Genomic DNA, 26,121 nt, shown 5'->3' with positions numbered 1-26,121 from the left:
AAGAATATCTGAACTCATATAAAGAAATACTAGTTAGGGAGATTTATTTTAAGATTCTAAATATTTACATAAATAATTAATGTGAAATCTCATAATAACCGTAAATATATGAGGAGGTATACATAAGAAGGGAATAGAGGATGTTAAGTGATCTGATAATAAATGCAGCTATACTTATTTCTTTTTTAAGCATAGCAAATCAATTCTATAGAGACCGTGATGCAGAAATACAATCCCGCCCTATTTTTAAGCTTTTGGCAGGAGTTGTATGTGGAATTTTAGGTGTACTTTTAATTTGGTATAGTGTCAGAATCCAAAATAAAACGTTGGTGGATTTCAGAAATATAGCCACTTTGTTGGCAGCTACTGTAGGAGGAGGATTATCTGCTGTTGTATCAGGCCTTGTGATGGGCGGCTTCAGAATCGCATATTTTGGACTAAACAAATATTCTGAGGCTGGGGCAGTTGTTATTATATTGGTAACAGTAGGAATTTCGTTGATTTTTAAAACAAGAAGACCTCTGGGGAAGAAATGGTTAGTATCTACAATATACATGACCATTGTAAGCTGTGGTGTTTACTTTTATATTTTTCAGAAAAATATCTCAATCCTTTTTGCAATATACCCGTACTTTATTCTGGGAACTTTTGTCGTTAGTTATACAGTATATAAATATATGATATATCTTAATAACATGAGCTTATTGTTTATAAAGCTAAAAGAGGAATCAACCAAGGATTATCTGACAGGCCTTAACAATGTAAGGGAATTTAATAAATTATTCAGGCTTGTAATAGAGAAGGCCGTAAGTACTAATCAAAAATTCTCTTTACTTTTAATTGATATAGACTTTTTTAAGAAAATAAATGATACACATGGTCATCAGGCAGGAGATAAGGTCTTAAAAGAAATAGGAAAAATATTACGGCAAAATTGCAGAGCAGATGATAAGATTTCACGAAACGGGGGTGAAGAGTTTTCAATTTTACTGGAAAATGCTTCAAACAGCAAGGCAATTGAAATAGCTGAAAGAATCAGGAAAATAATTGCGGAAAATGAGTTTGAGATTTCTTACGGCAGGAATATTAATATAACAGTATCCATTGGTATATCTTCCTATCCTGAAACAGTCACAGATATAACACAGATAATAGAGAGGGCTGATGATGCACTTTACAAAGCAAAGCGGACCGGAAGGAACCTTGTGGTTTCAGATAAAGTTATATCAGAATAATTTATAAAATAGTTTTTAAAAAGGATACTTTTTTTAAATAAATTATGTAAATAAATAATAGATTTCCCAGAAATGGTCTTGTTCAAGAAATTAGAATGTGCTATTCTTTTATCAGTGGAATGAGTGTATCAAAAATATACAATCTTAAACTTAATATTATGTATTTTTGTACTGGAGGATAGTATGGAAAAGTTGAACTTGGTATTAAGACATTATAATAAAGTCAAACCTATGCACTGTACTGTTGTGAGCGGTGATACCCAAAAAGTATTCACTGTTAAGTTATGTGAAGATGAAAAAAGTGGTGCTGAAATTCTAAAGGGAGACCCAGTGCTTATTGGCTTTCTTAATAGTGACGAATCTCTTTATCTAAGTGGCGGCAATATAGTAGGTGCCATACCTAAAGAAGAAGAATACATAATCCACGCAAATAATCCTGAAAATATAGCTTTTGAAACTGAAAGAAGGCAATACGAGAGATTCCCTACTTCACTGACCGGTGAAATTAAGCTTGCAAATTCCAGCAAAAGAGAACCCGTTTGTATAAAGGATTTCAGCTATGCCGGCATGTGCATATATTCTAATGATGAGTTTAATAAAGACGATGAGGTTGAGATTAGTGCCTTCCTTAGCAATAGTGTTATTAAATATGATGCAACCATAGTCAGAAAAACCGTTAACTTCGGAAGATGTGAGTATGGTATACAGCTGACGCACAGGGATAAAAATTCTATGTATGCGACACAGAATCAATTAACGTCTTTTATACTCAGTGAAAAAGAGATTATGTACAGGCATTTGCTAAGTGCAAGTTTTAAATTTTAGTTTGTAAGAAAAATAACTAAGGATATTTATTGGAACAGATTTATTGGATATTGGTATTGGAAATAGTTTATACCAATATTTTTTAATGAATTTATGTACACTAACAATAAATTCATAAAAAATATGTAACCAAACGGGAGATTATTATGAAAGAATACAGAGTAATGGATAATGTATACCTTTTTAATAGTTATATTGATGCAATTGATTTATCTTTCAATCAGTTTCTTGTTTTAACTCCAATTCCAATGCTAATTCATACAGGCGCCATAGACCGGACTGAAGTGTTACTTCCAAAAATCAAGGAAGTGTTGGGCAGTCGCCCTTTGGAATATGTGTTTATTTCACATTTTGAATCAGATGAGTGCGGTGGTCTGTCACTTTTAAAAAATTACTATCCCGAAATAAAAGCTGTATGCTCTCAGATAACGGCAAGACAACTGATGGGCTTTGGCATTACTACCAATATTGCGGTTGTTAATCCTCAGGACAAGATGAAAATTGGAGACAGCTTGTTTGAATTCATATCATACCCTTCTGAAATGCATCTTTGGGAAGGTTTAATGGTGTTCGAGACAAATCAGGGAATACTGTACAGCAGTGATATATTTACCAGAACCGGTAAAATCCAAAAGCCCATGGAGGATTCAAAAATATATGAAGAGATACAAAATATTAACCTGCAGAAGGTGCCGTCTCAGGAAGCTCTTGAACGGCTAAAAAAAGACATTTCAGCCTTGCGGTTAAAGTATCTGATGCCTGGTCACGGGCCATGCCTGAAAATTTTCTAAAAGATTTATATCTTTTCTTAAAAAGTCAATAGTTGACATAAATATTGGATAAATTTATAATATATTTGTAAACATAAGTTAAATTTAGTAAACCTTATAAATTCAACGGTAAACTAATTATGCAAACAAATAATAACTTATATATTAGGCGGAATTCGTTTATGAATTTCGCCTTCAATGAAAGGATACATAAAATGGGAAAAAAGGTTCTTGTTGTTGATGATACTGTTTTTATGCGTACTTCATTAAGACTATTACTTGAAAGAAATAATTTTGAAGTAGTAGGTGAGGCTGACAATGGTCTTACAGCTATTAACAAGTACAGGGAATTTATGCCCGATGTAGTAACAATGGATATTACAATGCCGGAAATGGATGGTTTGCAGGCTTTAAAAGCCATAAGGGAAATCAATGCAAATGCAAAGGTTGTAATGGTTTCTGCAATGGGACAGGAAGCACAGGTAAGAGAGTCCATATTATATGGAGCTAAAAGTTTTATTGTTAAGCCATATAAAGACGAGCATGTTATAAACACATTAAGAAAAATTGCTGATTCGTAACTTTTCTTTTTTTTGTTCATTTTATTTTACCAAAGAGTATAAATCATTAATTGTACCCGTTATTGCGGGTGGAGGTACATTATGTCAGAGCAACCCAGTAATGAACCAATGCTTGAGATATATTTGTATGAGACAGATCAGCTTATAGAACAGCTTGAAAATATTATTATTGTAAGTGAAAAAGCCGGTAATTATACTTGTGAAACTGTAAACGAAATATTTCGAATAATGCACACCATCAAAGGTTCTTCGGCCATGATGTTATTTAATCAGATATCCACTTTGGCACATGCCCTTGAGGATTTGTTCTTCTTTATCCGTGAAGAAAAAAAACAATATATTAATTTTTCTGCTATTTCTGATATAGTTCTGGATGGTGTGGATTTTATCAAGGTTGAGCTGCAAAAAATCAAAAGAAACGATATTGCTGATGGTAAAGCAGATAATCTTATAGCGAGTATAAGAGACCTTTTAAGTTACATAAAAAGGGACAGTAAAGTTAAAGAATCATTAAATCAAAATAGTGTTTGTACAAAGCAGGAAAATGCTTTAGTAAGCACTTCCCCAAAAGAATTTCAGGCGGTAATCCGATTTGAGGATGGCTGTGAAATGGAGAATATCCGTGCATATTCGGTTATTCATAATCTAAAGCAGATCACAGAGGATTTTTACTATATACCGGAAGACATCATAGATGATGATAACAGCTCCAACATCATACAAAAAAACGGTTTCAAAATATTCTTTAATTCAGATAAGACATATGAAGAATTGCACGATTTTTTCAGTCAAATAATTTTTCTGAAGGATTTGGAACTGGTTCACAATAATAGTCAGGACTGCGGAAAACATGAGGGGGCAAATAACAAATCCCAAGAAGGTATGAAAACATGTACCAATACACATCAAAGTATGATAAGTGTCAGTGTCTCAAAACTTGATACTCTTATGGACCTTGTTGGGGAAATGGTTATTGCCGAAGCCATGGTTACTCAAAATCCTGATTTAAAAAATCTAGAACTGCCGGATTTTTACAAGGCAGCGCGACAAATGAGAAAAATACATAATGAAATTCAACAAATGGTAATGTCTATAAGAATGGTGCCTTTGGCAACTTCCTTTCATAAAATGCACAGACTTGTACGTGATATGTGCAAAAAGCTTGATAAAAAGGTGGAACTGGTTTTAATCGGAGAAGACACTGAAGTTGATAAAAACATTATTGAGCATATATCCGACCCCTTAATGCATCTCATAAGAAATTCCATAGACCACGGAATAGAAACAACCAAAGAAAGATTGGCATCAGGAAAAACAGAACGTGGTACTCTAACCCTCGAGGCGAAAAATTCAGGTAGTGATGTATTGATTATGGTGAAAGACGACGGACAGGGCCTTGATAAAAATTCAATTATGAATAAAGCAAGAGAACATGGTCTTATACATAAGCCTGAAAATGAAATGCTGGATAAGGAAATATACAATTTGATTTTTCTTCCAGGATTTACTACAAACAACAACATCACTGAATTTTCAGGCAGAGGCGTGGGAATGGACGTAGTTGCAAAGAGTATTGAAGCAGTCGGAGGAAGTGTGTCTGTTGACAGTACCGAAGGGAAAGGTACCGTAATTACGCTGAAAATTCCCCTTACGCTGGCTATTATTGATGGTATGAACATAAAGGTAGGCAATTCAAGGTTTACTATTCCTACGACAGCTATCAAAGAGTCTTTCAGACCGGTTAAAAAAGATTTAATAACCGACCCTGACGAGAATGAGATGATAATGGTAAGAGGAATATGTTATCCGGTATACAGGCTTCACCGCATTTATAAAATAAAAACAGAAATAACCGAATTTGACCGTGGAATATTGTTAATGGTGGAACAGGACGAAAAATCCATATGTATCTTTGCTGATGAATTGCTGGGTCAGCAGCAGGTGGTCGTTAAAACACTGCCTCCATATATTAAGAAAATATACCAAAACTCTGATTTTGCAGGATGCACTTTGCTTGGTGACGGCAATATAAGTCTTATATTTGACGTATCCCGACTTATTTTGACAAATAAAATATAATATCTTAATAAAAAGGAGCTGTGATTATGGAAAATGCAGTAGGTCAGGAAATAGACGAACAGGATGAAGATACTCAAAAAGACAAATTTCTTACATTTATGTTGGGAAAGGAATTCTACGGAATGGAAATAAGGCATGTAACGGAAATCATAGGAATACAGCCAATAACTGAGGTTCCGGAGCTTCCAGAGTACATCAGGGGGATTATTAATCTAAGAGGAAAGATAATTCCGGTAATGGACGTAAGACTAAGGTTCAAAAAACCTTTCAAGGAGTATAACGACCGGACTTGTGTTATTGTCATCGATATTGACGATCTCTCGGCAGGACTGATTGTAGATAGTGTATCTGAAGTAATAACAATACCGGAATCGGATATAGTTCCGCCTCCGGATATTAAAAAAACAGGTAACAGATTTATAAAAGGTATAGGGAAAGTAGATAATGATGTTAAAATGCTGCTGGATTGTGAGAAATTGTTGAATGAGAATGACGTAGAAATGTTAATAAATTTTAATAATTAGGGGGCCTTTCACAATGAAATGGTTTAACAACTTGAAAATAGGTACAAAGCTTGTATCAACATTTATAATTGTTGCACTATTGGCAGGAGTAGTAGGAGTTGTGGGTATAATCAATATAAAACAGGTAGATAAAAACTATACAGAACTTTATAAAAACTTCGGTATAGCTACCGCTAATATAGGAAAGGCCAGTACAGACTTTAACAGCATCCGGGCAGTAACCAGAGATATATTGCTTAGTAATAGTGTTGAAGATAAGAAAAACTACAGTAACCAGATTAAGGATCTGGATAAGGATGTCCAACTAAACCTTAAAGAGCTGTATGATTCATTGCAAACTGAGGAAGCGCAAAAAGCATATACAGCACTTAATGAGAATCTAAACAAGTACAATGAAATCAGGGACAAGGTAATAAATATGGCAATTGCAGGACAGAATGATGAAGCCCTGACACTATTTTATAAAGAAGGAACGGAACCTGCAAAATTAGCAAAACAGTACATAGATGAGTTATTTGACTTAAAGGAAAAAGGTGGAGTGGAGAGATCTGAAGAATACTCCCGAGATACGGACACTACTGTTTACATGATGCTTGCGGTTGTGATGATAGCGGTGATTGCAGCAATACTTCTGGGAATTTTCATTTCCAGAATAATAAGTGTTCCCGTTAATAAGCTTGTCATTGCTGCCAAAAAAATTGCAGACGGTGATTTGAACGTGGATGTTAAGGAAAATTCTAAAGATGAGATAGGAATGCTTGCTTCAGCCTTTAAAAGGATGTCGGATAATTTGAACGATGTCATATCCAGCATCAGTGCTGCGGCTGAACAGGTATCCTCAGGCTCCAGACAGGTATCTGATTCCAGTGTGGCACTTTCTCAGGGAGCCACTGAACAGGCAAGCTCTATAGAAGAACTAACTGCATCCCTCGAAGAAATATCAGCCCAAACGAGATTAAATGCTGAAAATGCAACACAAGCCAGCAGTCTTGCGGAAAATGTAAAAACAATAGCTTTAAAGGGCAACAAGCATATGAAGGAAATGCTCAGTGCAATGGATGAGATTAATGATTCATCAAGTAATATTTCAAAGATAATTAAGGTAATAGACGAGATTGCATTTCAGACAAACATTCTTGCCCTTAATGCAGCTGTTGAGGCAGCAAGAGCAGGACAACACGGAAAAGGTTTTGCTGTAGTTGCAGAGGAGGTTAGAAATCTGGCTGCTCGTTCCGCAAATGCCGCAAAGGAAACTACCGATATGATTGAAGGTTCAATACGTAAGGTAGAAGGAGGAACAAAGATAGCAAATGAGACTGCAGAAGCTCTTGGACTGATTGTGGATGGTGTTGCAAAGGCTGCTGACCTCGTAGGTAATATTGCGGAAGCATCAAATGAGCAGGCTGCGGGAATTGAACAAATAAACCAGGGCATTATGCAGGTTTCTCAGGTAATCCAGGCTAACTCAGCAACCTCTGAGGAAAGTGCTGCTGCAAGTGAGGAGCTTTCCAGTCAGGCAGAGCTTTTGAGTGAACAGGTAGAAAGGTTCACACTTAAGAAAGCTGTACGTTCAACAGACAACTTCAGAGGAGACGGTGAAATTAACCCGGAAATACTGAAAATTCTTAATAAAATGAGTGAAAAAAGCAGAAATACCACCCAGAATGTAAGAAATAAAACAATAGATTTAAGCGACAAGGAATTCGGCAAATATTAAATTATACAGTCTGGTGGGAAATTTAAATGATTTCTATTACTGAAAAGGAATTTAAACAGATATCGGAGTATATTGAACATAAATATGGTATCCATTTGAAGCCGGAGAAACGGGTTCTTGTAATGGGGAGACTTCAGAATGTCTTAAATTCATTGGATATTGATAACTTTACTGATTATTTCACGCATGTTACCAGCGACAGAACGGAGAACTCAGAACAAATACTAATTGATAGGATTACAACAAACCATACATTTTTTATGAGAGAGGCTGAACACTTCGAATATTACAAAAACAATGTACTGCCATATCTGGTGCAGAATGTAAGAAATAAGGATTTAAGGATATGGAGTGCGGGATGCTCCACAGGCGAGGAACCCTATACTTTGGCAATGATAAACCGTGATTGTTTGGGAAATGAAAAAGCATATTGGGATACTAAAATTCTGGCTACAGATATATCACAAAAAGTACTGGAAACTGCTGCAACCGGCATATATAATGATGAGGAGCTTCTTCAGCTTCCGGTGTGCTGGAGAACAAATTATTTTAAAAAATATAACAGCCGGAGTTCAATGGTAAAAGATCTAATAAAGGAGGATGTCATATTTCGAAAGTTCAACCTGATGGATAGTTTTCCTTTTAAGAAAAAATTTCATGTGATTTTTTGTAGAAATGTTATGATTTATTTTGATAATATCACAAAAAATACACTTATTAATAAATTTTATGATATATTGGAGTATGGCGGATACTTATTTATAGGTCATTCTGAGTCGATTAGCCGTGAGAAAACAGGTTTCAGATATGTTATGCCTTCTTTGTATATAAAAGAGTAGATTATGCAAATTCTGCTGAAGTGAATTAAAACAGAATTTGTGCAAATAATACTTTAGGAAAGTCAATTTCAAAGGAGGAATACACAATGTCTGTTAAAAAAATGAGTCAGCCTAATACTGGTATAAAATGCATTGTTAATACATGTCACTATTATATGAATGGTGATCACTGCACTGCTGAACAGATAGAAGTTCAGCCTAGAAATGCAAGAGACACTCAGGAAACAGATTGTGCTACATTTTTACCTGAAAACCAGTGAGCTATCGGATTTAAATATTAGACTCAAAAAACGCCATACCTCTTTAAGACAGGGGTATGGTGTTTTAATGTAGAGCAGGCTAACCATATGAATATACAGGAAGGGTTATATGATATGAAAAAAATCAAAGTGCTGGTAGTTGACGACAGTTTATTGTTTCGTGAAGTAATTTCAAGAGGGATAACTCTGGACCCGGAAATAGAAGTAGTTGCAAAGGCAGTTGATCCCTTTGATGCCAGGGACAAAATAGAAGAGTATGACCCCGATGTTATGATATGCGACATTGAAATGCCTAAAATGAATGGTATTGAGTTTATAAGCAGGCTTTTACCACAGCATATGATTCCTATTATTGTTGTAAGTTCTATCAGTGAAGCTGTGTTCGATGCAATAAAAGCAGGAGCAGTAGATTTTATACTGAAGCCGGAAATGCAAATATCCAAAAGCGTAGAAGAATTTATAAACGAATTGATAACTAAAGTAAAAACAGCCAAAAAATCCAAACTTCCGGAAAGAATCAGAATTATAGGTGAAACTGTATACTCGGATATGAAATTTGACAGCAGTAAAATTATTGCAATAGGTGCATCAACAGGAGGAACTGAGGCTGTTTTCAACATTCTTAAACAGTTACCGCAGAACATTCCTGGTATAGTTATAGTTCAACATATACCCCCAATGTTTTCCCGTATGTTTGCCGAAAGACTCAATAATCAAACCGGATTAAGAGTTAGAGAGGCTAATAACGGTGACTATGTTGAAGAAGGAAAAGTACTTGTTGCACCCGGTGACTACCATATGAGAGTCAGAAAAACAGGAGAACGTTACAGGGTTGAAGTATTTCAGAGTGAAAAGGTTAATGGACATTGTCCTTCTGTCGATGTACTTTTTGAATCGGTAGCAAAGGAAGCCGGGAACAATGCAGTTGGAGTCATATTAACGGGAATGGGTTCTGACGGAGCCAAGGGACTACTGGCTATGAGAGAAAAAGGCGCAAGGACCATTGGACAGGATGAGAAGTCCTCTGTTGTTTACGGTATGCCAAGAGTTGCATATGAAATTGGAGCAGTGGAAAAGCAGACATCTCTTGAGAATATACCCAAGATACTGTTCTCAATGTTAAAATAAAAGATTATTATAAACGGTCAGTTGAAAAGGAGTTTTATGAATATACAGATTTATGGGGCCAAAGGGTTTGATACACAGAAAACAGAGAGATATTTCAAAGAGCGGAAAATCAGCTACCAGTATATAGATCTCTTTAAGTATGGAATGAGCAAAGGTGAATTCGAAAGTGTAAAAGCAGCTGTCGGTATAAGTAATTTGATAAATACAGAATCAAAGGAATACGAAAAACTCAATATGAGAAATCTAGGAGTAGGCAAAGTTGCACAAGAGGTTCTTTTAAAAAACCCAAAGCTCTTTAACAGTCCCATAGTAAGAAACGGAAAACACGCAACAGTGGGTTATCAGCCTGATATATGGATTCAATGGGAATAGAATATCAATGACTTATATAATAAACTACCTTTACGGTTATACTGCCTATGTCCTTGAGCCTGTGGAACACCAAGCCGGAAACCCAGTGAATATTATTTATGCCGTGGAGGCTTGTAAAGATGGAAATGCATAAGTCTGCCGAAATCCATACAAAGCATATATTGCTGATTAATGCCTTGGTACGAAGTGAAAGTACTTTTATTTTCCTTATTACTACAGGATGGATGCTATAAACCGCTATAAGGGACATTATTCCCCAAATCAGAGTATTCCTTAAGCATATTATTCCAAGAAAATTTAAAGAATCCCCGCTGTAATTCCATAGTTCACATTTCAGAACATTTTGAAGGAGCAATCCTGTAATAAGCTCCAGAACAGTAGTAATAAGTATTGCACCAAAAAATACAAGTACGGGGCGGGATTTAAATTTTTCAAGAAGAAGTACAACCAAAATTGTACCCACTCCATAAATCCCGCATAAAGGGCTTATGAGAAACCCTCTTTTTATAAACTGCCAGTGATAAACGGATAAATACACTGTTTCCATTAACCAACCGCAGAAAGAATATATAATAAAGCATAGAAATACATCATAGACCCTTGTCATATTTTTTGATAGGTTATAGTTCATATATGCAACTCTCTTATTGGCTTTGTTTAATATCATGCTATGAAATTCAAACAAATAGCGTTACTTTTATATGTGTATTCAAAGTCATTTAATAATATTTCAATATAAAATTTTGTTAATTGACATTACGGATATGCTTTGCTAATATCGGGATACAGTTATTTATGCTTGCGGAGGATAAATTAAATTGAAAAAATCTCAAAAAACTGTAGAAACATTGTCACGGATTAACCTCGACGGAACAGAACTGGAATATAACCTCAAAAGAAGCAGCAGAAGTACGATTTCCATTATGATAACAAATACCGGACAGGTTATTGTAAGTTGTCCGTTACAAACTCCGTTTGTATACATTGAGAAACTTCTGTTTGAAAAAGAGAGGTGGATTGTACAAAAGTTGGATGAAATCAGAGAGAAACCCTCTGCTATAATAAAAAAATCCTTTAATAACGGTGATTTGTTTTATTATCTGGGTAAACCATACAAGCTTAAACTTGTTGAAAATAATATTACCCAAAAACCAAAAGTACGCTTTGAAGAGGAACTAATGGTTTTGGAGATATCTGAAACTGAAGACAAGGACAAAATTAAATCTTTCCTAAAAAACTGGTATAAATCAAAAGCCGGAGAGCTTCTGGTTGAAAGAATCAGAATATACTCGTCATTGATTGGTTTATCACCTAAAAAGGTGGCTATTAAAGAGCAAAAAACAAGGTGGGGAAGCTGTAGTTCAAAAGGCAATATTAATCTTAATTGGAAACTTATTATGTCTCCTTTACCGGTACTTGACTATGTAGTAATACATGAACTCTGTCACATGAAAGAAATGAACCATTCGGGGAATTTTTGGGGACTTGTTGAAGCTGTTATGCCGGATTATAAAGTTTACAGAAAATGGTTGAAGGAAAATGGCTGTAATTTATCCATTGAGTAAAAATATTATAAAATTACATGTAAAAAAGATAAGAATGTACATTGAAATTTAGTTTTATAAAAGTATAATTTTAACGTAATACTACTTAAATTAATATATATAAATAATGTATAAAGGTAATGTATATAATTGGGAAACCCGGAGGTATTATAGAATGATTTACAAAAAATACGGTAACACAGGCAAGGATATATCAGCAATAGGATTTGGAGGTATGAGGTTTCCAAAAACCGGAGATAGTTATGACTATGATAAATGTTCAGAGATAGTAGTACGTGCAAACGAACTTGGTGTGAATTATTTTGACACTGCACCGGGGTATAACGATGACCATAGCGAATTTATTATGTCCAATGCCTTTAAAAACATGAAGAAACCATTCTATGTTTCTACAAAAAGCAGCCGGAAGGATGGCTCAAAACTGCGTGAGCAGCTGGAGACATCTTTAAAGAGAATGAATCTTGAAAAAATTAATTTTTTCCATATATGGTGTATTCTAAGCCTGGATGACTACAGAAGCAGGATGGTAAAAGGCGGTGCTTATGAGGCTGCCTTAAAGGCAAAGGAAGAAGGACTTATAGAGCATATTGTATTTTCTACCCATTGCACAGGGGATGAGATTGAAACAATAGTAAATGAAGGCTGTTTCGAAGGAATGACAGTCGGTTACAATATACTTAACTTCCCGTTCAGGCAAAAGGGTTTGGAAGCTGCATATAAAAAGGGACTTGGTATTGCCACAATGAATCCTCTCGGAGGAGGACTGATTCCTCAAAAGGCTGATTATTTTGATTTTATCAAAAGTGAAGACGATAAAAACGTAGTTGATGCTGCATTAAGATTTAATGCTTCCCATGATGAAATAACCACCGTATTAGCCGGAATGGGAAGTATTGAAGAGGTAATTCAAAACTGTAAGGTTGGCGATAACCTGGTTAAACTTGAGCAAACCAAGTTGAAAGAAATAGAAGGAAGGCTCTTTAATTCCATGGATAAGCTTTGTACAGGCTGCCGTTATTGCGAGTACTGTCCTAAGGAAATCCCTGTATCAAAATATATGCTTTCCTACAACAGTCATATTCTAGGAAATACCGAAGACGTTCTTAATAACCTGAAAGGCCACTGGGGAATCAAGCAGGAGGATGTTAACAACTGTATAGAATGCGGTTTATGCGAAGGAAAATGTACACAGCACCTGCCAATAATAAGCAGGTTGAAAGAGATTGGTGCATTTGAGGATGCAAGTAAATAAAAGAGCTTAAATAAAGGAGTATAAAAGCCAGACTGCATATGGAAATTAAATTCATGGCAGCCTGGCTTCTTTTATAGGTTTAAGGTGTAACACTCTTACAGGACGGAATTAATGGAAGTATATTGTTCTCTAAGTTTGTATTGGGGGCTGTCAGTGTACTAATATCATACTGGTAATAATCGTTTAGGTATTTATAGCGTACACTTCCGGTATTTACAGTCATTACTTCAACAGGATTCGTATCTGTAGTTTCTTTCAAATCCTCAATATATCCACTGTTCTTAATTAGCATTCCGTTGCCTGTCCAGTCAGATGCCGCAAGATGGAATGTCTCATTGGTTCTGACCTTCCATAAGGTTTTCAGTGAGTTTATATCCCATAGGTAGTTAATGTTCAAAATATTATTATAGTTAATTCCTGTCCCTGCAGTTGAAGAAATAATCAGCAGGTCTATACCTGATTTGGCAAGACTTGTTACAGTTTCAGGGAACAATGCATCATGCCCCGTAAGAATACCTATTCTTGCACTCAGCAGGTCAAGTACAACAGGTGAATTGCCGCTTCCTTTGAAATTGAGACCGTCATGGATCTGTGGTATAAGACGAGGGGCTTTACCGGGCTCAATTAATAGCAGAGACTGGTGAAAATCATTGCCTGTCCGCTCATTGACAGTGGTTACTAGCAAAGAAATGGAATTACTCTCTACGAAGTTCTGTAGGGCACTCCATGGTGAAGCGGTGTTCCAGCCAGTGTTGCCTGAATTAATGGGTTCATTGGTAACTCCCAGACCTGGAAGTACGACCACGTCAGCGGTTTTCTGTGCCCATAAGCCTTGGATGGTTGAAATGTTTTTCTGTCCACTAAAAGATGGTTTGTAGGCTAGACTTGCAATTTTTATATCACCGGGTGCAGGTAAACCGGGTACCTGTGGGTAACCAGCATTTTTGCCATAGTAGCCGGAGTCTATTCCGGTATAAGCACTTGGGGCACGTTCCATTACTGAATATGTAAGGTTTGTTTTAGTCCCAATTCTGTATTTCGGAACAGTTACATCCTGATAGAGTATAGTGTCTTTGGGTTCCAAATCATCTTCAGCTCTATGTAACTGAAGAATATTGCCATCAGGATTTATTGCTACTGATGGAGCATCATTCATATAGCATTCATATCCGTATTGAGTATCGTACTCATAACCCCATCGGTTAGCTACAAGCAGCCAAACTCCATTTTCTTTGGCTCTGATCTGCCAGGTTTGTTCCTGATTGTCGCGACCCCACCAGTTGGCAGGTGTCAATATAATGTCAGCACCCTTCAATGCTAGAATACGGGTCCAGTCAGGACTGTAGGTATCGGCACATATCAGGGTGCCCAGATCACCATATGGAGTTGGAATAACATCAAAGGGTATTTTTCCGCTTTCATGCCACAAAGGTATTGAACGTTTGTCCTGGGTTCGGATCAATCCCTGAGGCCCGAAGGTTACTACTGTGTTATAAACCTTTGAGTCAGATGAAATTTCAACTATAGCAATAATAACATATGCTTTATATGCAATTGCAAGATCTCTGATTTCATCCAGCTCCGGATAAGGATATCTAAAACCAAGGCCATCCAGTGACTGCTGTTTTGTAATGCAATATCCGGTAGTTGAGAATTCTGGTGTAACTACAATATTTGCACCATTTTCCAGAGCTTCGTGAGTTAGTTCTTTGTGTTTATTCACATTACTTTCAACATTCCCGAGTTCCGGGTTAAAATGAAGAAGGGCTACTTTTGATTTAACAGTGAAGTCATTTGAATTTGCACTGGCAATGGTAGGGGCTAAAATGATTAATAGGATAAGGATAATACTTAGTAGTCTTCTTACGTTTTTCATGCTTTCATCCTCCTTATTAACTTGAATTAATTGTATATTATTATAAAATTTTACATATTGCAATACTCCGAGGAATGAGCTTTTATATGCATCTTAAAGAATAATCATTTTTGGACGAATCAATACTTAATTTAATACCATATGGATATAACTGTAAACACAATTAGTAAAATCAGCACATTGCAATAATTAAACATTGCAATATGCTGATTTTTTGTTTCCTTTTAACGAATTATCCTTACAATTGCTAGAAATAAATTCCAAAAACCTTATCTATAACTGGGTTTCAGACATTGTATTTCTATATAAACATTGGCAGAAGGTATTCCTCTGGCTAGAATTAAATTGTCAAAAAAATAACAATGATAGCTGATAAGTGAATGCACTTTACAAGTACTTGAGGAGGGAAAACAAAATGGATGATTGCAAATGCAGTCTGGTTGACGGGATTTTAAACAAGTATGACAACAATAAATCGCACCTGATAGCAGTTTTACAGGAAATCCAGAACGAATACAAATATTTGCCCGAGGATGTTTTGAATTATGTAGCTGAAAAGCTGGAGATTAATCTCTCAAAGATATTCAGTGTAGCTACGTTTTACGAAAACTTTTCTTTGGTGCCTAAGGGAAAATACATTATAAAAGTATGTGACGGTACAGCTTGTCATGTAAGAAAATCAATTCCTATATTAAATGCAATGAGAAAAGAACTGGGCCTCTCTGAAAGCAAGCACACAACAGATGACAAGCTGTTTACAGTTGAAACAGTTTCCTGTCTGGGAGCATGCGGACTTGCACCGGTTATTACAATAAATGATAAGGTACACGCTAAAATGACGCCGGATTCAACAATAGAATTAATAAAGACTTTGAGGAGTGAAGGATAATGAAAATTAATAATTTGCAAGAATTTAAAGCCTTTTCTGACAGGTCGGCACAGGCAATGGATAAACAAAAAAAGAAGGTTCTGGTGTGTGCGGGAACAGGTTGTGTAGCCGGCGGATCATTAGAGATATACAACAGAATCAAAGAGCTTATAAGTGAAAAAGGCCTTCTGGTTGATCTTGAACTGGATTATGAAAAAGAAGGCATAGGAGTTAAAAAGAGCGGCTGCCACGGTTTTTGCGAAATGGGGCCCTTAGTAAGAATAGAACCTGAAAACTACTTGTACTTGAGAGTTCAGATAGAAGATTGTGAAGAAATCGTAAGCAAAACCCTTATAAACAACGAAGCTGTTGAAAGACTTATGTATACGGCTGAAGACAAGGTGTATAAGGCACAGGAGGACATACCTTTCTATAAAAAGCAGACAAGAATGGTTCTGAAAAACTGCGGAAGCATCAATGCCGAATCCTTTGCAGAATATGTTGCAAAGGGCGGTTATCAGGCCCTGAGCAAAGTATTGTTTGAAATGGAACCCCAGGAAGTATGTCAGTCCATACTGGATTCCAACCTCAGAGGAAGAGGGGGCGGAGGTTATCCTGCAGGAAGAAAATGGCAGCAGGTATTAAAGCAGGACAGCGAAATAAAATACGTTGTCTGTAACGGAGACGAAGGTGACCCCGGAGCTTTCATGGACAGAAGTATTATGGAGGGCGATCCTCACGGTGTAATCGAAGGTATGACTATTGCCGGATATGCAACCAAAAGTACTGCCGGATATATATATGTTAGAGCAGAATATCCTCTGGCAGTTGAAAGACTAAGGATAGCTATTGAAGATGCAAGAAAGCACGGAATGTTGGGTGAGAACATACTAAATTCCGGATTTTCATTTGATATAAACATAAACAAAGGTGCAGGAGCTTTCGTATGCGGAGAAGGTAGCGCATTAACCGCTTCAATTGAAGGCGAAAGAGGAATGCCAAGGGTAAAACCTCCAAGAACGGTGGAAAAAGGACTTTGGGAAAAGCCTACAGTACTTAATAATGTAGAAACATATGCAAACGTTCCTTTAATTATAAATAACGGCAGTGGATGGTACAAAGGCATCGGGCCTGAAAACAGTCCGGGAACAAAAGCCTTTGCCATAACTGGAAACGTTAACAATACAGGTTTGATAGAAGTTCCAATGGGAACAACCCTGCGGGAAGTAATATTTGATATCGGTGGCGGTATCAAGGACGACAAAAAATTTAAGGCAGTTCAGATAGGAGGTCCCTCTGGAGGATGTCTCACAGAGGAACACCTAGAATTACCATTGGACTTTGATTCCCTAAAAAAAGTAGGAGCAATGATAGGTTCAGGCGGACTCGTTGTAATGGATGAAGACACCTGTATGGTTGAAGTAGCAAGGTTCTTCATGAACTTTACACAAAACGAATCCTGCGGAAAATGCGTGCCATGCCGTGAAGGAACCAAGAGAATGCTTGAAATTCTTGAAAAGATAGTAAACGGAAAAGGTACCAAAGAAGACCTTGATTTACTTGAGGAACTGGCAGACACCATAAGCAGCACGGCGTTATGTGGATTGGGTAAGTCAGCTGCAAGCCCTGTCGTAAGTACATTGAAATATTTCAGGGATGAATACTTGGAACACGTTATAGATAAGAAGTGCAAAACACATACCTGTAAAGCTTTGGCTTCTATAGTGATAGAAAAGGAAAAATGCAAGGGCTGCAGCAAATGTGCCAGAATATGTCCTGTTCAGGCAATCGAAGGAAAAGTTAAGGAACCGTATACAATTAATCAGTCAAAATGTATCAAGTGCGGTGCCTGTCTTGAAGCATGTCCATTTACAGCAATAAAGGAGGCGTAAATAACAATGGGAACTATGATAATTGACGGACAGCTGGTTGAATATACAGATGAAAAAAATATACTGGCAGTAATCAGAAAAGCAGGTATTGAGCTTCCGACCTTCTGCTACCACTCAGAACTCAGTGTTTACGGTGCGTGCAGAATGTGTATGGTTGAGGATAAATGGGGCAGTACAATAACCTCATGTTCAACGCCTCCAAAGGATGGAATGGAGGTATGGACAAATACAGATAAGCTCAAAAAGCACAGAAAAATGATATTGGAGCTTCTACTTGCCAATCATGACAGAGATTGTACAACTTGTGAAAAGAGCGGAAGATGCAAGCTGCAGGAAATAGCTTTAAAGGTAGGAGTAAAGAAAGTAAGGTTCGGACAGGAAAAGAAGGAAATGCCTATAGATGACCTTGGACCATCAATAATCAGAAATCCAAATAAGTGTATACTTTGCGGAGACTGTGTAAGAGCATGTCAGGAAATTCAAGGTGTTGGGGTACTGGACTTTGCTTATAGAGGATCAAATCTTCAGGTGACAACTGCCTTTAATAAATCATTGCAGGAAGTGGATTGCGTTAATTGCGGTCAGTGCAGGGTTGTTTGTCCTACCGGAGCATTAATGATAAAGAAAGATATTGACAGGGCTTATGAGGCACTTCAGAACAAAAACAAGCGTGTAATAGCTCAGATAGCACCTGCCGTACGCGTTGCAATCGGAGAAGATTTCGGACTTCAACCCGGTGAGATATCAATGGGTAAAATTGTTGCTGCACTCAGGAAGCTTGGATTTGATCAGGTGTTTGACACAGCTGTTGGTGCCGACCTGACTGTTATAGAGGAAGCGGAAGAACTCATGGACAGGATTCAGAGAAAGGAAAAGCTGCCTTTGTTCAGCTCATGTTGTCCTGCTTGGTTCAAATACGCAGAGCAAAAGCATCCTGAACTTATGGAAAATGTGTCGTCTTGCCTGTCTCCACAGCAGATGTTCGGTGCGGTTATAAAGGAACAGTTTAAAAAGGAACATTCTACCGACGAAAGAGAAAACATTGTTATTGCCATAATGCCTTGTACCGCTAAGAAATATGAAGCTTCAAGACCTGAAAATACAATAAACGGTGAAAGACAGGTAGATATGGTCATAACTACACAGGAACTGGCAATTATGATACAGGAAAACGGCATTGTGTTTAATGAGCTTGAAGACGAAGCCATTGATATGCCTTTCGGATTTACCAGCGGAGCAGGTGTAATATTCGGTGTCAGCGGAGGTGTGTCCGAAGCAGTACTTCGTTATTACTACAAGGAAAGAAACGCTTCAACCCTCAAAGGTATCTCATATTCAGGAGTGAGAGGTATGGAAGGTGTCAAGGAAGCAACAGCTGAAATTGACGGCAGAACCGTAAGAATCGGAGTAGTTCATGGACTTAAAAATGCTGAAAAACTTATCAGAAAAATAAAGCGCGGGGAAGAAAAATTCGACTTTATTGAAGTAATGGCTTGCCCGGGAGGGTGTATAGGCGGTGCAGGACAGCCGATTCCACAGAATGAAAACGTAAGAAAATTAAGAGCAAGGGGTATATACAAGGTAGATAAGTCCTTGCCGATAAAACGTTCTGATGACAATCCGACTATAGACGCTTTGTATAACGGCGTTCTAAACAGCAACAGACATATTCTTCACAGAGACGGAAAACATTAAAATATAATATTACAGATGTGGCTTAAAGTTTAAATTCTTTGGCCTCATCTGTTTTAAAATCTCATATATTAAATAAGCAAAAAATCAATTATAAGCCAATAAGGCAAAGGGAGGATACCATGATGAATAATCAAAACAATATGTTGTGTGATGTAGCAGGTAACGATATTAACATTTGCATGCAGTTAATGATGGTTGATGAAGCAAAAACCGATATGGAGTATTGCTGTAACAGCTGTAATAAATCCTATTGTGAATTAAGCCCGCTGTTTTTAGGTATGGTACCGGCATTTTCAGGACGTAAATAGACCATAAGCTTAATTTAAAGACCTTCATATATATAATTAGATTTTTAGTAACTAAATGGATTTGACATAAAAAAATATATAATTTACAATTATATTGTTATTTGTTTAACAAACATAGGCGGTGGAATATATGCTTGATATATATGTTTGCGTTGGTAGTTCCTGCCATCTCAAGGGGTCTTATCAGATAATCAACTGCTTTCAAAGAATGATTAAGGAAAATAATCTTGAAAGCAAAGTTGAATTAAAGGCATCCTTTTGTATGGGGCATTGCACAACAGGTGTTTGCGTTAAAATAGGCGATACTTTTTATGGAGATGTAGGCGTAATAAGTGCTGAAAGTTTCTTTACAGAGAAAGTAATTAACACAATTGAAGGCAAGAAGGGATAGTGTAAATTATTACAATTTACACCAGGACGACAGGCAGAATATACTAATAACTGCATAAGAGCCGTCAGGGCTATGGAGGCGACTTTATGAGCGTAATTCAATTTAAAGAAGCGAACTGTAAAAACTGTTATAAATGTATACGAAGCTGCCCTGTAAACGCAATTGCATTCAAGAATGATCAGGCTGAAATCATACATGACGAATGCATGCTCTGCGGAAATTGCCTTACGGTATGTCCTCAGAATGCAAAAAGCGTTAACAGCGATGTTGAAAAAGTCAAAAAATTTATACAGAAGCGTGAAAAAGTATATGTAAGTCTTGCACCTTCATTTATTTCTGCATTTGACCATGATGAAAAGTGGGTTTATTATGCCCTGAAAAAGCTCGGATTTACACACATAGAAGGAACAGCCAATGGTGCTTATCAGGTATCAAGGCAGTATGAAAATCTTTTGAAGCAGAAGAAAATGAAAAATATCATAACCAGCTGCTGCTCATCAATAATATTACTTATAGAAAAATATTACCCTCAGCTGTTGGAACAGCTTGCTCCGGTGGTTTCTCCCATGATAGCCCATGCTAAAATGCTCAGGGAAACATATGGACAAAGAATCAGAGTAGTATTTATAGGACCTTGTATTTCAAAGAAAGAAGAATTTAATGATCTTCAAAACGGTAGTCAAATTGATGCGGTAGTAACTTTTGATGATTTGGACAAGTGGTTTGAAGAAGAAGGCCTTTACGAGTCAAATGAAATCGTTGATGGTATAAAGAGCTTTGATACGTCAGCGAGAATATACCCCGTACCCGGCGGAATCTTAAAAACTATTGACAGAAAATATAAAAAGAACTACAGATCCATTAGTGTAGACGGTGTTGAACGATGCATGGATGTTCTTCAATCCATAGTAGAGGGTGACATAGAAAATTATTTCATTGAAATGAGCAGTTGTAAGGGAGGCTGCTTGGGGGGCCCGTGTATGAAAAATGTACCGGGAGGATTCCTTACTGCAAGAGAGAGACTTTTGAACTATGCTAAAAGAACAGGGATTCAAACGGATACGGGTTTGACTAATTCTGTAATGGCTTTGACCAAGGTTGACTTATCAAAGAAATTTGTTGACAGGTCAAAAAAGCTGGAAGTACCGTCAGAGGCAGTAATACAAGGTATATTAAATAGTATTGGAAAATTCAGCAAGGACAAAGAGCTCAACTGCGGGGCGTGCGGTTATCACTCCTGCAGGGAAAAGGCTACAGCCGTATTTCACGGTAAAGCACAGGTTCATATGTGTCTGCCATATATGAGGGAAAGGGCTGAGTCTATTTCAAACATTATCATAAATTATACACCATATGCAATTTTTGCGCTGGATGAGGGTCTTAAAATTCAGGAGCTTAATAAGTCTGCCCAGCAGATGTTCAACCTCGGAGCCAGAAACATGAATGGAAGAAGTATTTCAGAAATACTTCCCTGTGATGAGTTTGAACAGGTGTTGGAAGGTGCAGAAAATGTGTATGATGAGAAATATGTTTACGAAAGTTATGGTATGGTGGTAAAACAGTCCATTATAAACGTAAAACAGCATAATACTGTTATAGTTATAATAAATGATATTACTAAAGAGGAGGCCCAGAGGCAAAAAATTCTGGAAAGTCGTTCTCAGAATATAGATATTGCTCAAAAAATTATGGAAAAACAAATGACAGTGGCTCAGGAGATCGCCAGTCTTCTTGGTGAAACTACTGCCGAAACAAAGGTGGCTTTAACCAAGCTAAAAAAATCCATTATGTCAGAGATGGGTGAATTATAGTGAGCCTGTATATTGATGTAAGTTACGAAAGTATAAATAAATATAGGGAAGAATTATGCGGAGACAAGGTTGAAATAATCAGAAGCCCTGATTCAGTGGTAGTTGTTTTGGCTGATGGTCTGGGAAGCGGTGTGAAGGCAAATATACTTGCAACGCTTACTTCTAAGATTATAGGAACGATTATGTCAAATGGTCTGGATATAGAAGAGGCTGTTAATACGGTTGCAAAAACCCTTCCTGTTTGCAAGGAGAGAGGGGTTGCATATTCAACTTTCTCTATAATACAGATATTCAACAACGGTGAAGGATACTTGGCCGAATTCGATAATCCGTCTGTAGTTAGGCTTCGAAAGGGCAAGATAATGAGCCTGGAGACAGAAAGCAGGGTTGTTAATGACAAACTGATAAAAGAAGCCAGGTTCAAAGTCAGTCCTGATGACTTGTTTGTAATGATAAGCGACGGTGTTATCCATGCGGGAATAGGCCAGACCCTAAATCTGGGTTGGCAGTGGGATAATGTCAGTGAGTATATACAAAAGACCTATAAAAAGGATGCGTCCTCAAAGACACTTGCAAAACTCTTGTTGGCAGCCTGTGACAACCTTTATTCCCATGAACCCGGCGATGACACTACAGTTGTTACTCTTAAAGCAAAAAAACCTGTGAAGCTGAATCTGATGATCGGGCCGCCTGTGGATTCTGCACGGGATGAGGAGATTGTATCCCGATTTATAGGAAACGAAGGGAAAAAAGTTATTTGCGGCGGTACTACGTCTCAGATTGTTGCCAGAGTTTTGGGGAAGGAAATTAAGACCTCTATAGAATACTTTAATCCTGCGGTTCCTCCTACGGCAGAGATAGAAGGTATTAACCTGACTACAGAAGGAGTACTGACCCTTAGAAAAACACTTGATTTGCTTAAAGCCTGCGTATCACCTGAGAGCGGTATGGGAGATATGCTGAAGCTTAATAAAAAGGATGGTGCTTCAAGGCTGGCAAAAATGCTCCTTGAGGAGAGCACCAGTATATATTTCTTTGTTGGAAGGGCAATGAATCCGGCACACCAGAATCCTGAATTTCCACTTAATATGGGAATGAAATTCAAGCTGGTGGAAGAACTGGCCGCATTACTTACACATACGGGAAAACATATCAGTATAGAGTATTGCTAGGGAGGGGGAGCTTTCTTGGGTCTCAGGACAATACATTTAAAACTTCATAAACCCGGTAAGCTTAAACGTGAAATTATACAAAAAGCATTTGAAAATTATAGTAATGCATTTAATTATTTATTAAGAACTGCTTTTGATAATATAGATGAAATTGAAAGTAATTATAAATCCCCTAAGGGGACTTATAGTACACTGTCACTTTCAAAATGGATAGACAGTAAAATATCAAACGAATTGAACAAGTTTGATGTTCAGCCTTTCAAGGACTCTTTGAAGCTTGACTTTGGTATGACGCTGGCAAGTTATTTTGTTCAGAAGCAAACAAAGCACGACATGGTGTTTCCGAATTTCAAGCAGGATAATGCTCAGGTACAGGAAAAGCTGAGACCTATTTATTTTTGCAGGTATGATACAAAAAGAAGTTTTTGCTTGCTTTACGATCCTGACAGCAACACGTACTTTGCTAAATTGTTTCTGATGAATATAAAAAATGCCAAGGTACGTAAAATATCCGCTAATAAAAGAGAACTTGTATATATATCAAAAAATCCCGAGCCTGCCAAAAGTTTAAAAAGGGAAACCTTCATAATAGTTCCCCTTTCATTCGGAAAATGGCAGGAAAATATGCTTAGACAGGCTATTGACAGGCCTGAAATACTTAGAACGGCACGCCTGTTGAGCAAGAATAACGAGTACTTTCTAAGCATGAGTATAAATCTTCCCGAGGAGCAGGAAATACAAACTACAACGTTTATGGGTGTCAGCAGGGGTATCAGGAATGATATTAATTACACAATTGTAGATGAAAAAGGAAACTCAGTTAAAAAGGGAAGTCTTGAAAACTGCCGAAATACAAATGATAGAAAACAAATTATATGCAAGATGGCAAACACTATAGCAGATATAGCTTTTAAAAACAAATCAATGGTAATTCTTCAGAATCTTGTGGGAAAGGGTGACAAACTCAGCTGGAGGGAAGAAGGGACTGTACATAAACCTGCATATGGTTGTAAAATGTACAATGACCTTGTAAGGGTGCTGGAATACAAGCTTCCGCAAAAGGGACTGCCTGTTCCTGCAAAAGTAAGTTCTGTCGATATTTTCCATACCTGCTGTGTATGCGGAAGCAACACCAGAAAAAACAGGTTTTCGGAAACCATGTTTATCTGCACAACCTGTGGAGCCAGCTATAGTATGGATGAACTTGGCAGCAGAAATCTTGCTGTAAAACTTATAAAGTATGAAAAGACTACCTTCAAGTTAAAGGCTAGAAAGACAACCGAAGGTATGTATCTTAATAATGAACTTATTGGTTTGGATATGTTTGTTCACAAAAATGAAAATCCATACGAACGGCTGAAGGAAGAGGTAAAGAGATTACTGGAGAAAAAAGAGGATAACTATATTAACTCAAAGCTGAATTTTAAGGATATAAAAAGTATTCTTGATAAATTAGTTAAAAGTGATTTTTCAAATATAGAAATTATTTAATCTTGTGCTTTTGCTGCCGCACATTGCTTACAGAGTAAGCTTATATGTTAAAACATATAAAAAAGTGCAGCTATCTAGTTTAAGGGGCCGTTTGCAGCTATGTATATTTCTGCAGGCGGCCTCTTTAAATGTAACTTTATGGATAAATTATTGACTAAATACTCATACTTTGATAAACTACATTTAAAGTAAAGGGGAGTAGCTTGTAAGCGATAAAGTCAACAACCGGCTTTAAAAAAGAGCCTGGCTTTATTCTCCATATGGGAAGCAAGACCTTGAATGTAATGCTTATATACATTCAGGGTCTTTTTGTTTATATATATCTCCAGTAAATTGTATGAAGTGTATATAGACTGGCAATATTAAATAAAAACTAACTAGGGGGTAAAAAATGTCTACTAAAAAAGCACTGAAATGGGTTGGATTCTGGATGGCACTAGCCATAGTATTTAATATCGGAATTCTACTGATTGAGGGCCCTGCCAAAGCATCACAATTCCTTGGCGGGTATGTTATTGAATTAAGTCTCAGCGTTGATAACCTGTTCCTGTTCCTTATCTTATTTTCAAGCTTTGGAATACCGCCGGCTTATCAGAGAAGAGTTTTGAACTATGGAATATTTGGAGCTATAGTTTTAAGACTGATATTTATAGTTCTGGGAATAACTCTTGTTAACAAGATTCACTTCATTCTGTATATCTTCGGAGTAATATTGATAATAAGCGGCTGCAAGATGATGTTTGGTCACGAAAAACCTGTGGATCACAAGGAGAATAAAGTATTAAAGATAATGGGTAAGTTTTTGCCAATGACAGACAAGATGCATGAAGAGAAATTTTTTATCGTAGAAAATGGTAAGAAATATGCAACTCCTCTGCTGGCAATACTTGTACTTATTGAATCCTCGGATATCCTGTTTGCAATAGATTCAATACCTGCCATATTCTCAATATCAACTGACCCGTTTATAGTTTATACATCAAATATATTCGCCATATTGGGACTCAGGAGCTTATATTTTGTTCTTGGAGCATTGCAGGAAAGATTCAAGTATGTGAAATACGGTGTAGCACTTATACTTGTATTTACAGGTGTAAAACTTGGCATTTTGTTCTTTGAACTTGAAATACCGATACTTTACTCACTGCTTACCATATTTACAATATTGATAGCCAGCGTAATATTCTCAGTATTTAAGTCAAAGAGCGAGGATAAGAAGAAAAAAGAAATTGAGCTTAAAAGAGTAGACCTTTAAAAAAGCTTAAAATGGCCTAAGAAGCTTATGTAGCTCCTTAGGCCATTTTCATTAGCAGTCATGCTTATTTCCGCAACAGCAACTGATAATAAAGATAATAACAAGAGCCCAAATTACTCTTTCGTCGATACAGTTACATCCACCAAAGAAACCTTTTTTGTCAGACATAGGTATACAACTCCCTCCAAAGATTAATGTTAAACTTTTTAGCTTGG

General features: G+C 36.9%; 24 protein-coding genes. 22 read left to right on the top strand and 2 right to left on the bottom strand.

The annotated features are described in order from the left end of the window. Window positions 1-140 precede the first annotated feature (140 nt). The 11 genes from L323_RS27540 to L323_RS27495 all read left to right on the top strand — a co-directional run bounded on the left by L323_RS27540 (window position 141) and on the right by L323_RS27495 (window position 10,330). Window positions 141-1,235, top strand: a complete 1,095-nt coding sequence (locus L323_RS27540) for a diguanylate cyclase (RefSeq protein ID WP_020814863.1) — start codon at window positions 141-143, stop codon at window positions 1,233-1,235. A 183-nt stretch (window positions 1,236-1,418) separates the two neighbouring features. Further along, window positions 1,419-2,060, top strand: a complete 642-nt coding sequence (locus L323_RS27535; protein WP_020814862.1) for a PilZ domain-containing protein — start codon at window positions 1,419-1,421, stop codon at window positions 2,058-2,060. Window positions 2,061-2,206: 146 nt separating this feature from the next. Next, the gene (locus L323_RS27530) at window positions 2,207-2,851 is read left to right on the top strand and encodes an MBL fold metallo-hydrolase (RefSeq protein ID WP_020814861.1); all 645 of its coding nucleotides are present in this window, start codon (window positions 2,207-2,209) and stop codon (window positions 2,849-2,851) included. A gap of 161 nt (window positions 2,852-3,012) precedes the next feature. Continuing rightward, window positions 3,013-3,411, top strand: coding sequence for a response regulator (locus L323_RS27525; RefSeq protein ID WP_020814860.1), 399 nt, complete (start codon window positions 3,013-3,015; stop codon window positions 3,409-3,411). 81 nt (window positions 3,412-3,492) lie between these two features. After that, complete coding sequence (locus tag L323_RS27520; RefSeq protein WP_020814859.1) at window positions 3,493-5,490, top strand: chemotaxis protein CheA; 1,998 nt, start codon at window positions 3,493-3,495, stop codon at window positions 5,488-5,490. A gap of 26 nt (window positions 5,491-5,516) precedes the next feature. Then, a complete protein-coding gene (locus L323_RS27515; protein WP_020814858.1) occupies window positions 5,517-6,014 on the top strand; it encodes a chemotaxis protein CheW in 498 nt (165 codons plus the stop codon). A 13-nt stretch (window positions 6,015-6,027) separates the two neighbouring features. After that, complete coding sequence (locus L323_RS27510; RefSeq protein WP_020814857.1) at window positions 6,028-7,731, top strand: methyl-accepting chemotaxis protein; 1,704 nt, start codon at window positions 6,028-6,030, stop codon at window positions 7,729-7,731. A gap of 26 nt (window positions 7,732-7,757) precedes the next feature. Then, window positions 7,758-8,570: a CheR family methyltransferase gene (locus L323_RS27505; protein ID WP_020814856.1), complete on the top strand. Its 813-nt coding sequence runs from the start codon at window positions 7,758-7,760 to the stop codon at window positions 8,568-8,570. Between the two features lie 86 nt (window positions 8,571-8,656). Then, window positions 8,657-8,830, top strand: coding sequence for a DUF1540 domain-containing protein (locus L323_RS40755; RefSeq protein ID WP_004616580.1), 174 nt, complete (start codon window positions 8,657-8,659; stop codon window positions 8,828-8,830). Window positions 8,831-8,944: 114 nt separating this feature from the next. Then, on the top strand, window positions 8,945-9,958 hold the full coding sequence (locus tag L323_RS27500; protein WP_031341886.1) for a protein-glutamate methylesterase/protein-glutamine glutaminase: 1,014 nt from the start codon (window positions 8,945-8,947) through the stop codon (window positions 9,956-9,958). A gap of 36 nt (window positions 9,959-9,994) precedes the next feature. Next, entirely contained in the window at window positions 9,995-10,330 is a 336-nt protein-coding gene (locus L323_RS27495; RefSeq protein ID WP_020814854.1) for an arsenate reductase family protein, read from the top strand. Window positions 10,331-10,334: 4 nt separating this feature from the next. On the opposite strand, the gene L323_RS27490 is transcribed toward L323_RS27495, so the two are convergent. Then, entirely contained in the window at window positions 10,335-10,961 is a 627-nt protein-coding gene (locus tag L323_RS27490; RefSeq protein WP_020814853.1) for a putative ABC transporter permease, read from the bottom strand. 187 nt (window positions 10,962-11,148) lie between these two features. On the opposite strand from L323_RS27490, the gene L323_RS27485 reads away from it, so the two are divergent. Further along, window positions 11,149-11,895, top strand: a complete 747-nt coding sequence (locus L323_RS27485; protein WP_020814852.1) for a M48 family metallopeptidase — start codon at window positions 11,149-11,151, stop codon at window positions 11,893-11,895. Between the two features lie 154 nt (window positions 11,896-12,049). Continuing rightward, the gene (locus tag L323_RS27480) at window positions 12,050-13,147 is read left to right on the top strand and encodes an aldo/keto reductase (protein WP_020814851.1); all 1,098 of its coding nucleotides are present in this window, start codon (window positions 12,050-12,052) and stop codon (window positions 13,145-13,147) included. 79 nt (window positions 13,148-13,226) lie between these two features. Here L323_RS27480 and L323_RS27475 read toward each other — a convergent pair whose 3' ends face one another. Further along, window positions 13,227-15,023, bottom strand: a complete 1,797-nt coding sequence (locus L323_RS27475) for a nitrilase-related carbon-nitrogen hydrolase (RefSeq protein ID WP_020814850.1) — start codon at window positions 15,021-15,023, stop codon at window positions 13,227-13,229. A 415-nt stretch (window positions 15,024-15,438) separates the two neighbouring features. Here L323_RS27475 and L323_RS27470 point away from each other — a divergent pair, with 415 nt between their 5' ends. The 9 genes from L323_RS27470 to L323_RS27430 all read left to right on the top strand — a co-directional run bounded on the left by L323_RS27470 (window position 15,439) and on the right by L323_RS27430 (window position 25,906). Continuing rightward, window positions 15,439-15,912 carry a complex I 24 kDa subunit family protein gene (locus tag L323_RS27470; protein ID WP_014314270.1) on the top strand — a complete coding sequence of 158 codons (474 nt, stop codon included), beginning with the start codon at window positions 15,439-15,441 and terminating at the stop codon, window positions 15,910-15,912. Beyond that, on the top strand, window positions 15,912-17,783 hold the full coding sequence (locus L323_RS27465; protein ID WP_020814849.1) for an NADH-quinone oxidoreductase subunit NuoF: 1,872 nt from the start codon (window positions 15,912-15,914) through the stop codon (window positions 17,781-17,783). The genes L323_RS27470 and L323_RS27465 overlap by 1 nt, the downstream gene beginning before the upstream one ends. Window positions 17,784-17,789: 6 nt before the next feature. Then, window positions 17,790-19,478 (top strand): [FeFe] hydrogenase, group A, encoded by a 1,689-nt coding sequence (locus tag L323_RS27460; protein WP_020814848.1) that lies wholly within the window; start codon window positions 17,790-17,792, stop codon window positions 19,476-19,478. A gap of 119 nt (window positions 19,479-19,597) precedes the next feature. Next, complete coding sequence (locus tag L323_RS27455; protein WP_020814847.1) at window positions 19,598-19,786, top strand: hypothetical protein; 189 nt, start codon at window positions 19,598-19,600, stop codon at window positions 19,784-19,786. Between the two features lie 130 nt (window positions 19,787-19,916). Then, window positions 19,917-20,177, top strand: a complete 261-nt coding sequence (locus L323_RS27450; RefSeq protein WP_020814846.1) for a (2Fe-2S) ferredoxin domain-containing protein — start codon at window positions 19,917-19,919, stop codon at window positions 20,175-20,177. Between the two features lie 86 nt (window positions 20,178-20,263). After that, window positions 20,264-21,988 (top strand): [Fe-Fe] hydrogenase large subunit C-terminal domain-containing protein, encoded by a 1,725-nt coding sequence (locus tag L323_RS27445; RefSeq protein ID WP_020814845.1) that lies wholly within the window; start codon window positions 20,264-20,266, stop codon window positions 21,986-21,988. Further along, the gene (locus L323_RS27440) at window positions 21,988-23,160 is read left to right on the top strand and encodes a SpoIIE family protein phosphatase (RefSeq protein ID WP_020814844.1); all 1,173 of its coding nucleotides are present in this window, start codon (window positions 21,988-21,990) and stop codon (window positions 23,158-23,160) included. Before L323_RS27445 ends, L323_RS27440 begins: the two co-directional genes overlap by 1 nt. A gap of 15 nt (window positions 23,161-23,175) precedes the next feature. Next, window positions 23,176-24,651: a zinc ribbon domain-containing protein gene (locus L323_RS27435; protein ID WP_020814843.1), complete on the top strand. Its 1,476-nt coding sequence runs from the start codon at window positions 23,176-23,178 to the stop codon at window positions 24,649-24,651. A 391-nt stretch (window positions 24,652-25,042) separates the two neighbouring features. After that, window positions 25,043-25,906 carry a TerC/Alx family metal homeostasis membrane protein gene (locus L323_RS27430; RefSeq protein ID WP_020814842.1) on the top strand — a complete coding sequence of 288 codons (864 nt, stop codon included), beginning with the start codon at window positions 25,043-25,045 and terminating at the stop codon, window positions 25,904-25,906. Window positions 25,907-26,121: the final 215 nt, after the last annotated feature.

The sequence above is a fragment of the Ruminiclostridium papyrosolvens C7 genome, from assembly GCF_000421965.1.
GTDB lineage: Bacteria > Bacillota > Clostridia > Acetivibrionales > DSM-1351 > Ruminiclostridium > Ruminiclostridium papyrosolvens_A.
The sequence above is the reverse complement of the archived record's forward strand: the minus strand, read 5'-3'. Positions and strand labels throughout refer to the sequence as shown.

What these genes read in the sequence shown, in the direction of transcription:
- L323_RS27540 (WP_020814863.1), top strand. Translation starts at nt 141, where the DNA reads ATGTTAAGTGATCTGATAATAAATGCAGCTATACTTATTTCTTTTTTA.
- L323_RS27535 (WP_020814862.1), top strand. Translation starts at nt 1,419, where the DNA reads ATGGAAAAGTTGAACTTGGTATTAAGACATTATAATAAAGTCAAACCT.
- L323_RS27530 (WP_020814861.1), top strand. Translation starts at nt 2,207, where the DNA reads ATGAAAGAATACAGAGTAATGGATAATGTATACCTTTTTAATAGTTAT.
- L323_RS27525 (WP_020814860.1), top strand. Translation starts at nt 3,013, where the DNA reads ATGAATTTCGCCTTCAATGAAAGGATACATAAAATGGGAAAAAAGGTT.
- L323_RS27520 (WP_020814859.1), top strand. Translation starts at nt 3,493, where the DNA reads ATGTCAGAGCAACCCAGTAATGAACCAATGCTTGAGATATATTTGTAT.
- L323_RS27515 (WP_020814858.1), top strand. Translation starts at nt 5,517, where the DNA reads ATGGAAAATGCAGTAGGTCAGGAAATAGACGAACAGGATGAAGATACT.
- L323_RS27510 (WP_020814857.1), top strand. Translation starts at nt 6,028, where the DNA reads ATGAAATGGTTTAACAACTTGAAAATAGGTACAAAGCTTGTATCAACA.
- L323_RS27505 (WP_020814856.1), top strand. Translation starts at nt 7,758, where the DNA reads ATGATTTCTATTACTGAAAAGGAATTTAAACAGATATCGGAGTATATT.
- L323_RS40755 (WP_004616580.1), top strand. Translation starts at nt 8,657, where the DNA reads ATGTCTGTTAAAAAAATGAGTCAGCCTAATACTGGTATAAAATGCATT.
- L323_RS27500 (WP_031341886.1), top strand. Translation starts at nt 8,945, where the DNA reads ATGAAAAAAATCAAAGTGCTGGTAGTTGACGACAGTTTATTGTTTCGT.
- L323_RS27495 (WP_020814854.1), top strand. Translation starts at nt 9,995, where the DNA reads ATGAATATACAGATTTATGGGGCCAAAGGGTTTGATACACAGAAAACA.
- L323_RS27490 (WP_020814853.1), bottom strand. Translation starts at nt 10,961, where the DNA reads ATGAACTATAACCTATCAAAAAATATGACAAGGGTCTATGATGTATTT.
- L323_RS27480 (WP_020814851.1), top strand. Translation starts at nt 12,050, where the DNA reads ATGATTTACAAAAAATACGGTAACACAGGCAAGGATATATCAGCAATA.
- L323_RS27475 (WP_020814850.1), bottom strand. Translation starts at nt 15,023, where the DNA reads ATGAAAAACGTAAGAAGACTACTAAGTATTATCCTTATCCTATTAATC.
- L323_RS27470 (WP_014314270.1), top strand. Translation starts at nt 15,439, where the DNA reads ATGGATGATTGCAAATGCAGTCTGGTTGACGGGATTTTAAACAAGTAT.
- L323_RS27465 (WP_020814849.1), top strand. Translation starts at nt 15,912, where the DNA reads ATGAAAATTAATAATTTGCAAGAATTTAAAGCCTTTTCTGACAGGTCG.
- L323_RS27460 (WP_020814848.1), top strand. Translation starts at nt 17,790, where the DNA reads ATGGGAACTATGATAATTGACGGACAGCTGGTTGAATATACAGATGAA.
- L323_RS27455 (WP_020814847.1), top strand. Translation starts at nt 19,598, where the DNA reads ATGATGAATAATCAAAACAATATGTTGTGTGATGTAGCAGGTAACGAT.
- L323_RS27450 (WP_020814846.1), top strand. Translation starts at nt 19,917, where the DNA reads ATGCTTGATATATATGTTTGCGTTGGTAGTTCCTGCCATCTCAAGGGG.
- L323_RS27445 (WP_020814845.1), top strand. Translation starts at nt 20,264, where the DNA reads ATGAGCGTAATTCAATTTAAAGAAGCGAACTGTAAAAACTGTTATAAA.
- L323_RS27430 (WP_020814842.1), top strand. Translation starts at nt 25,043, where the DNA reads ATGTCTACTAAAAAAGCACTGAAATGGGTTGGATTCTGGATGGCACTA.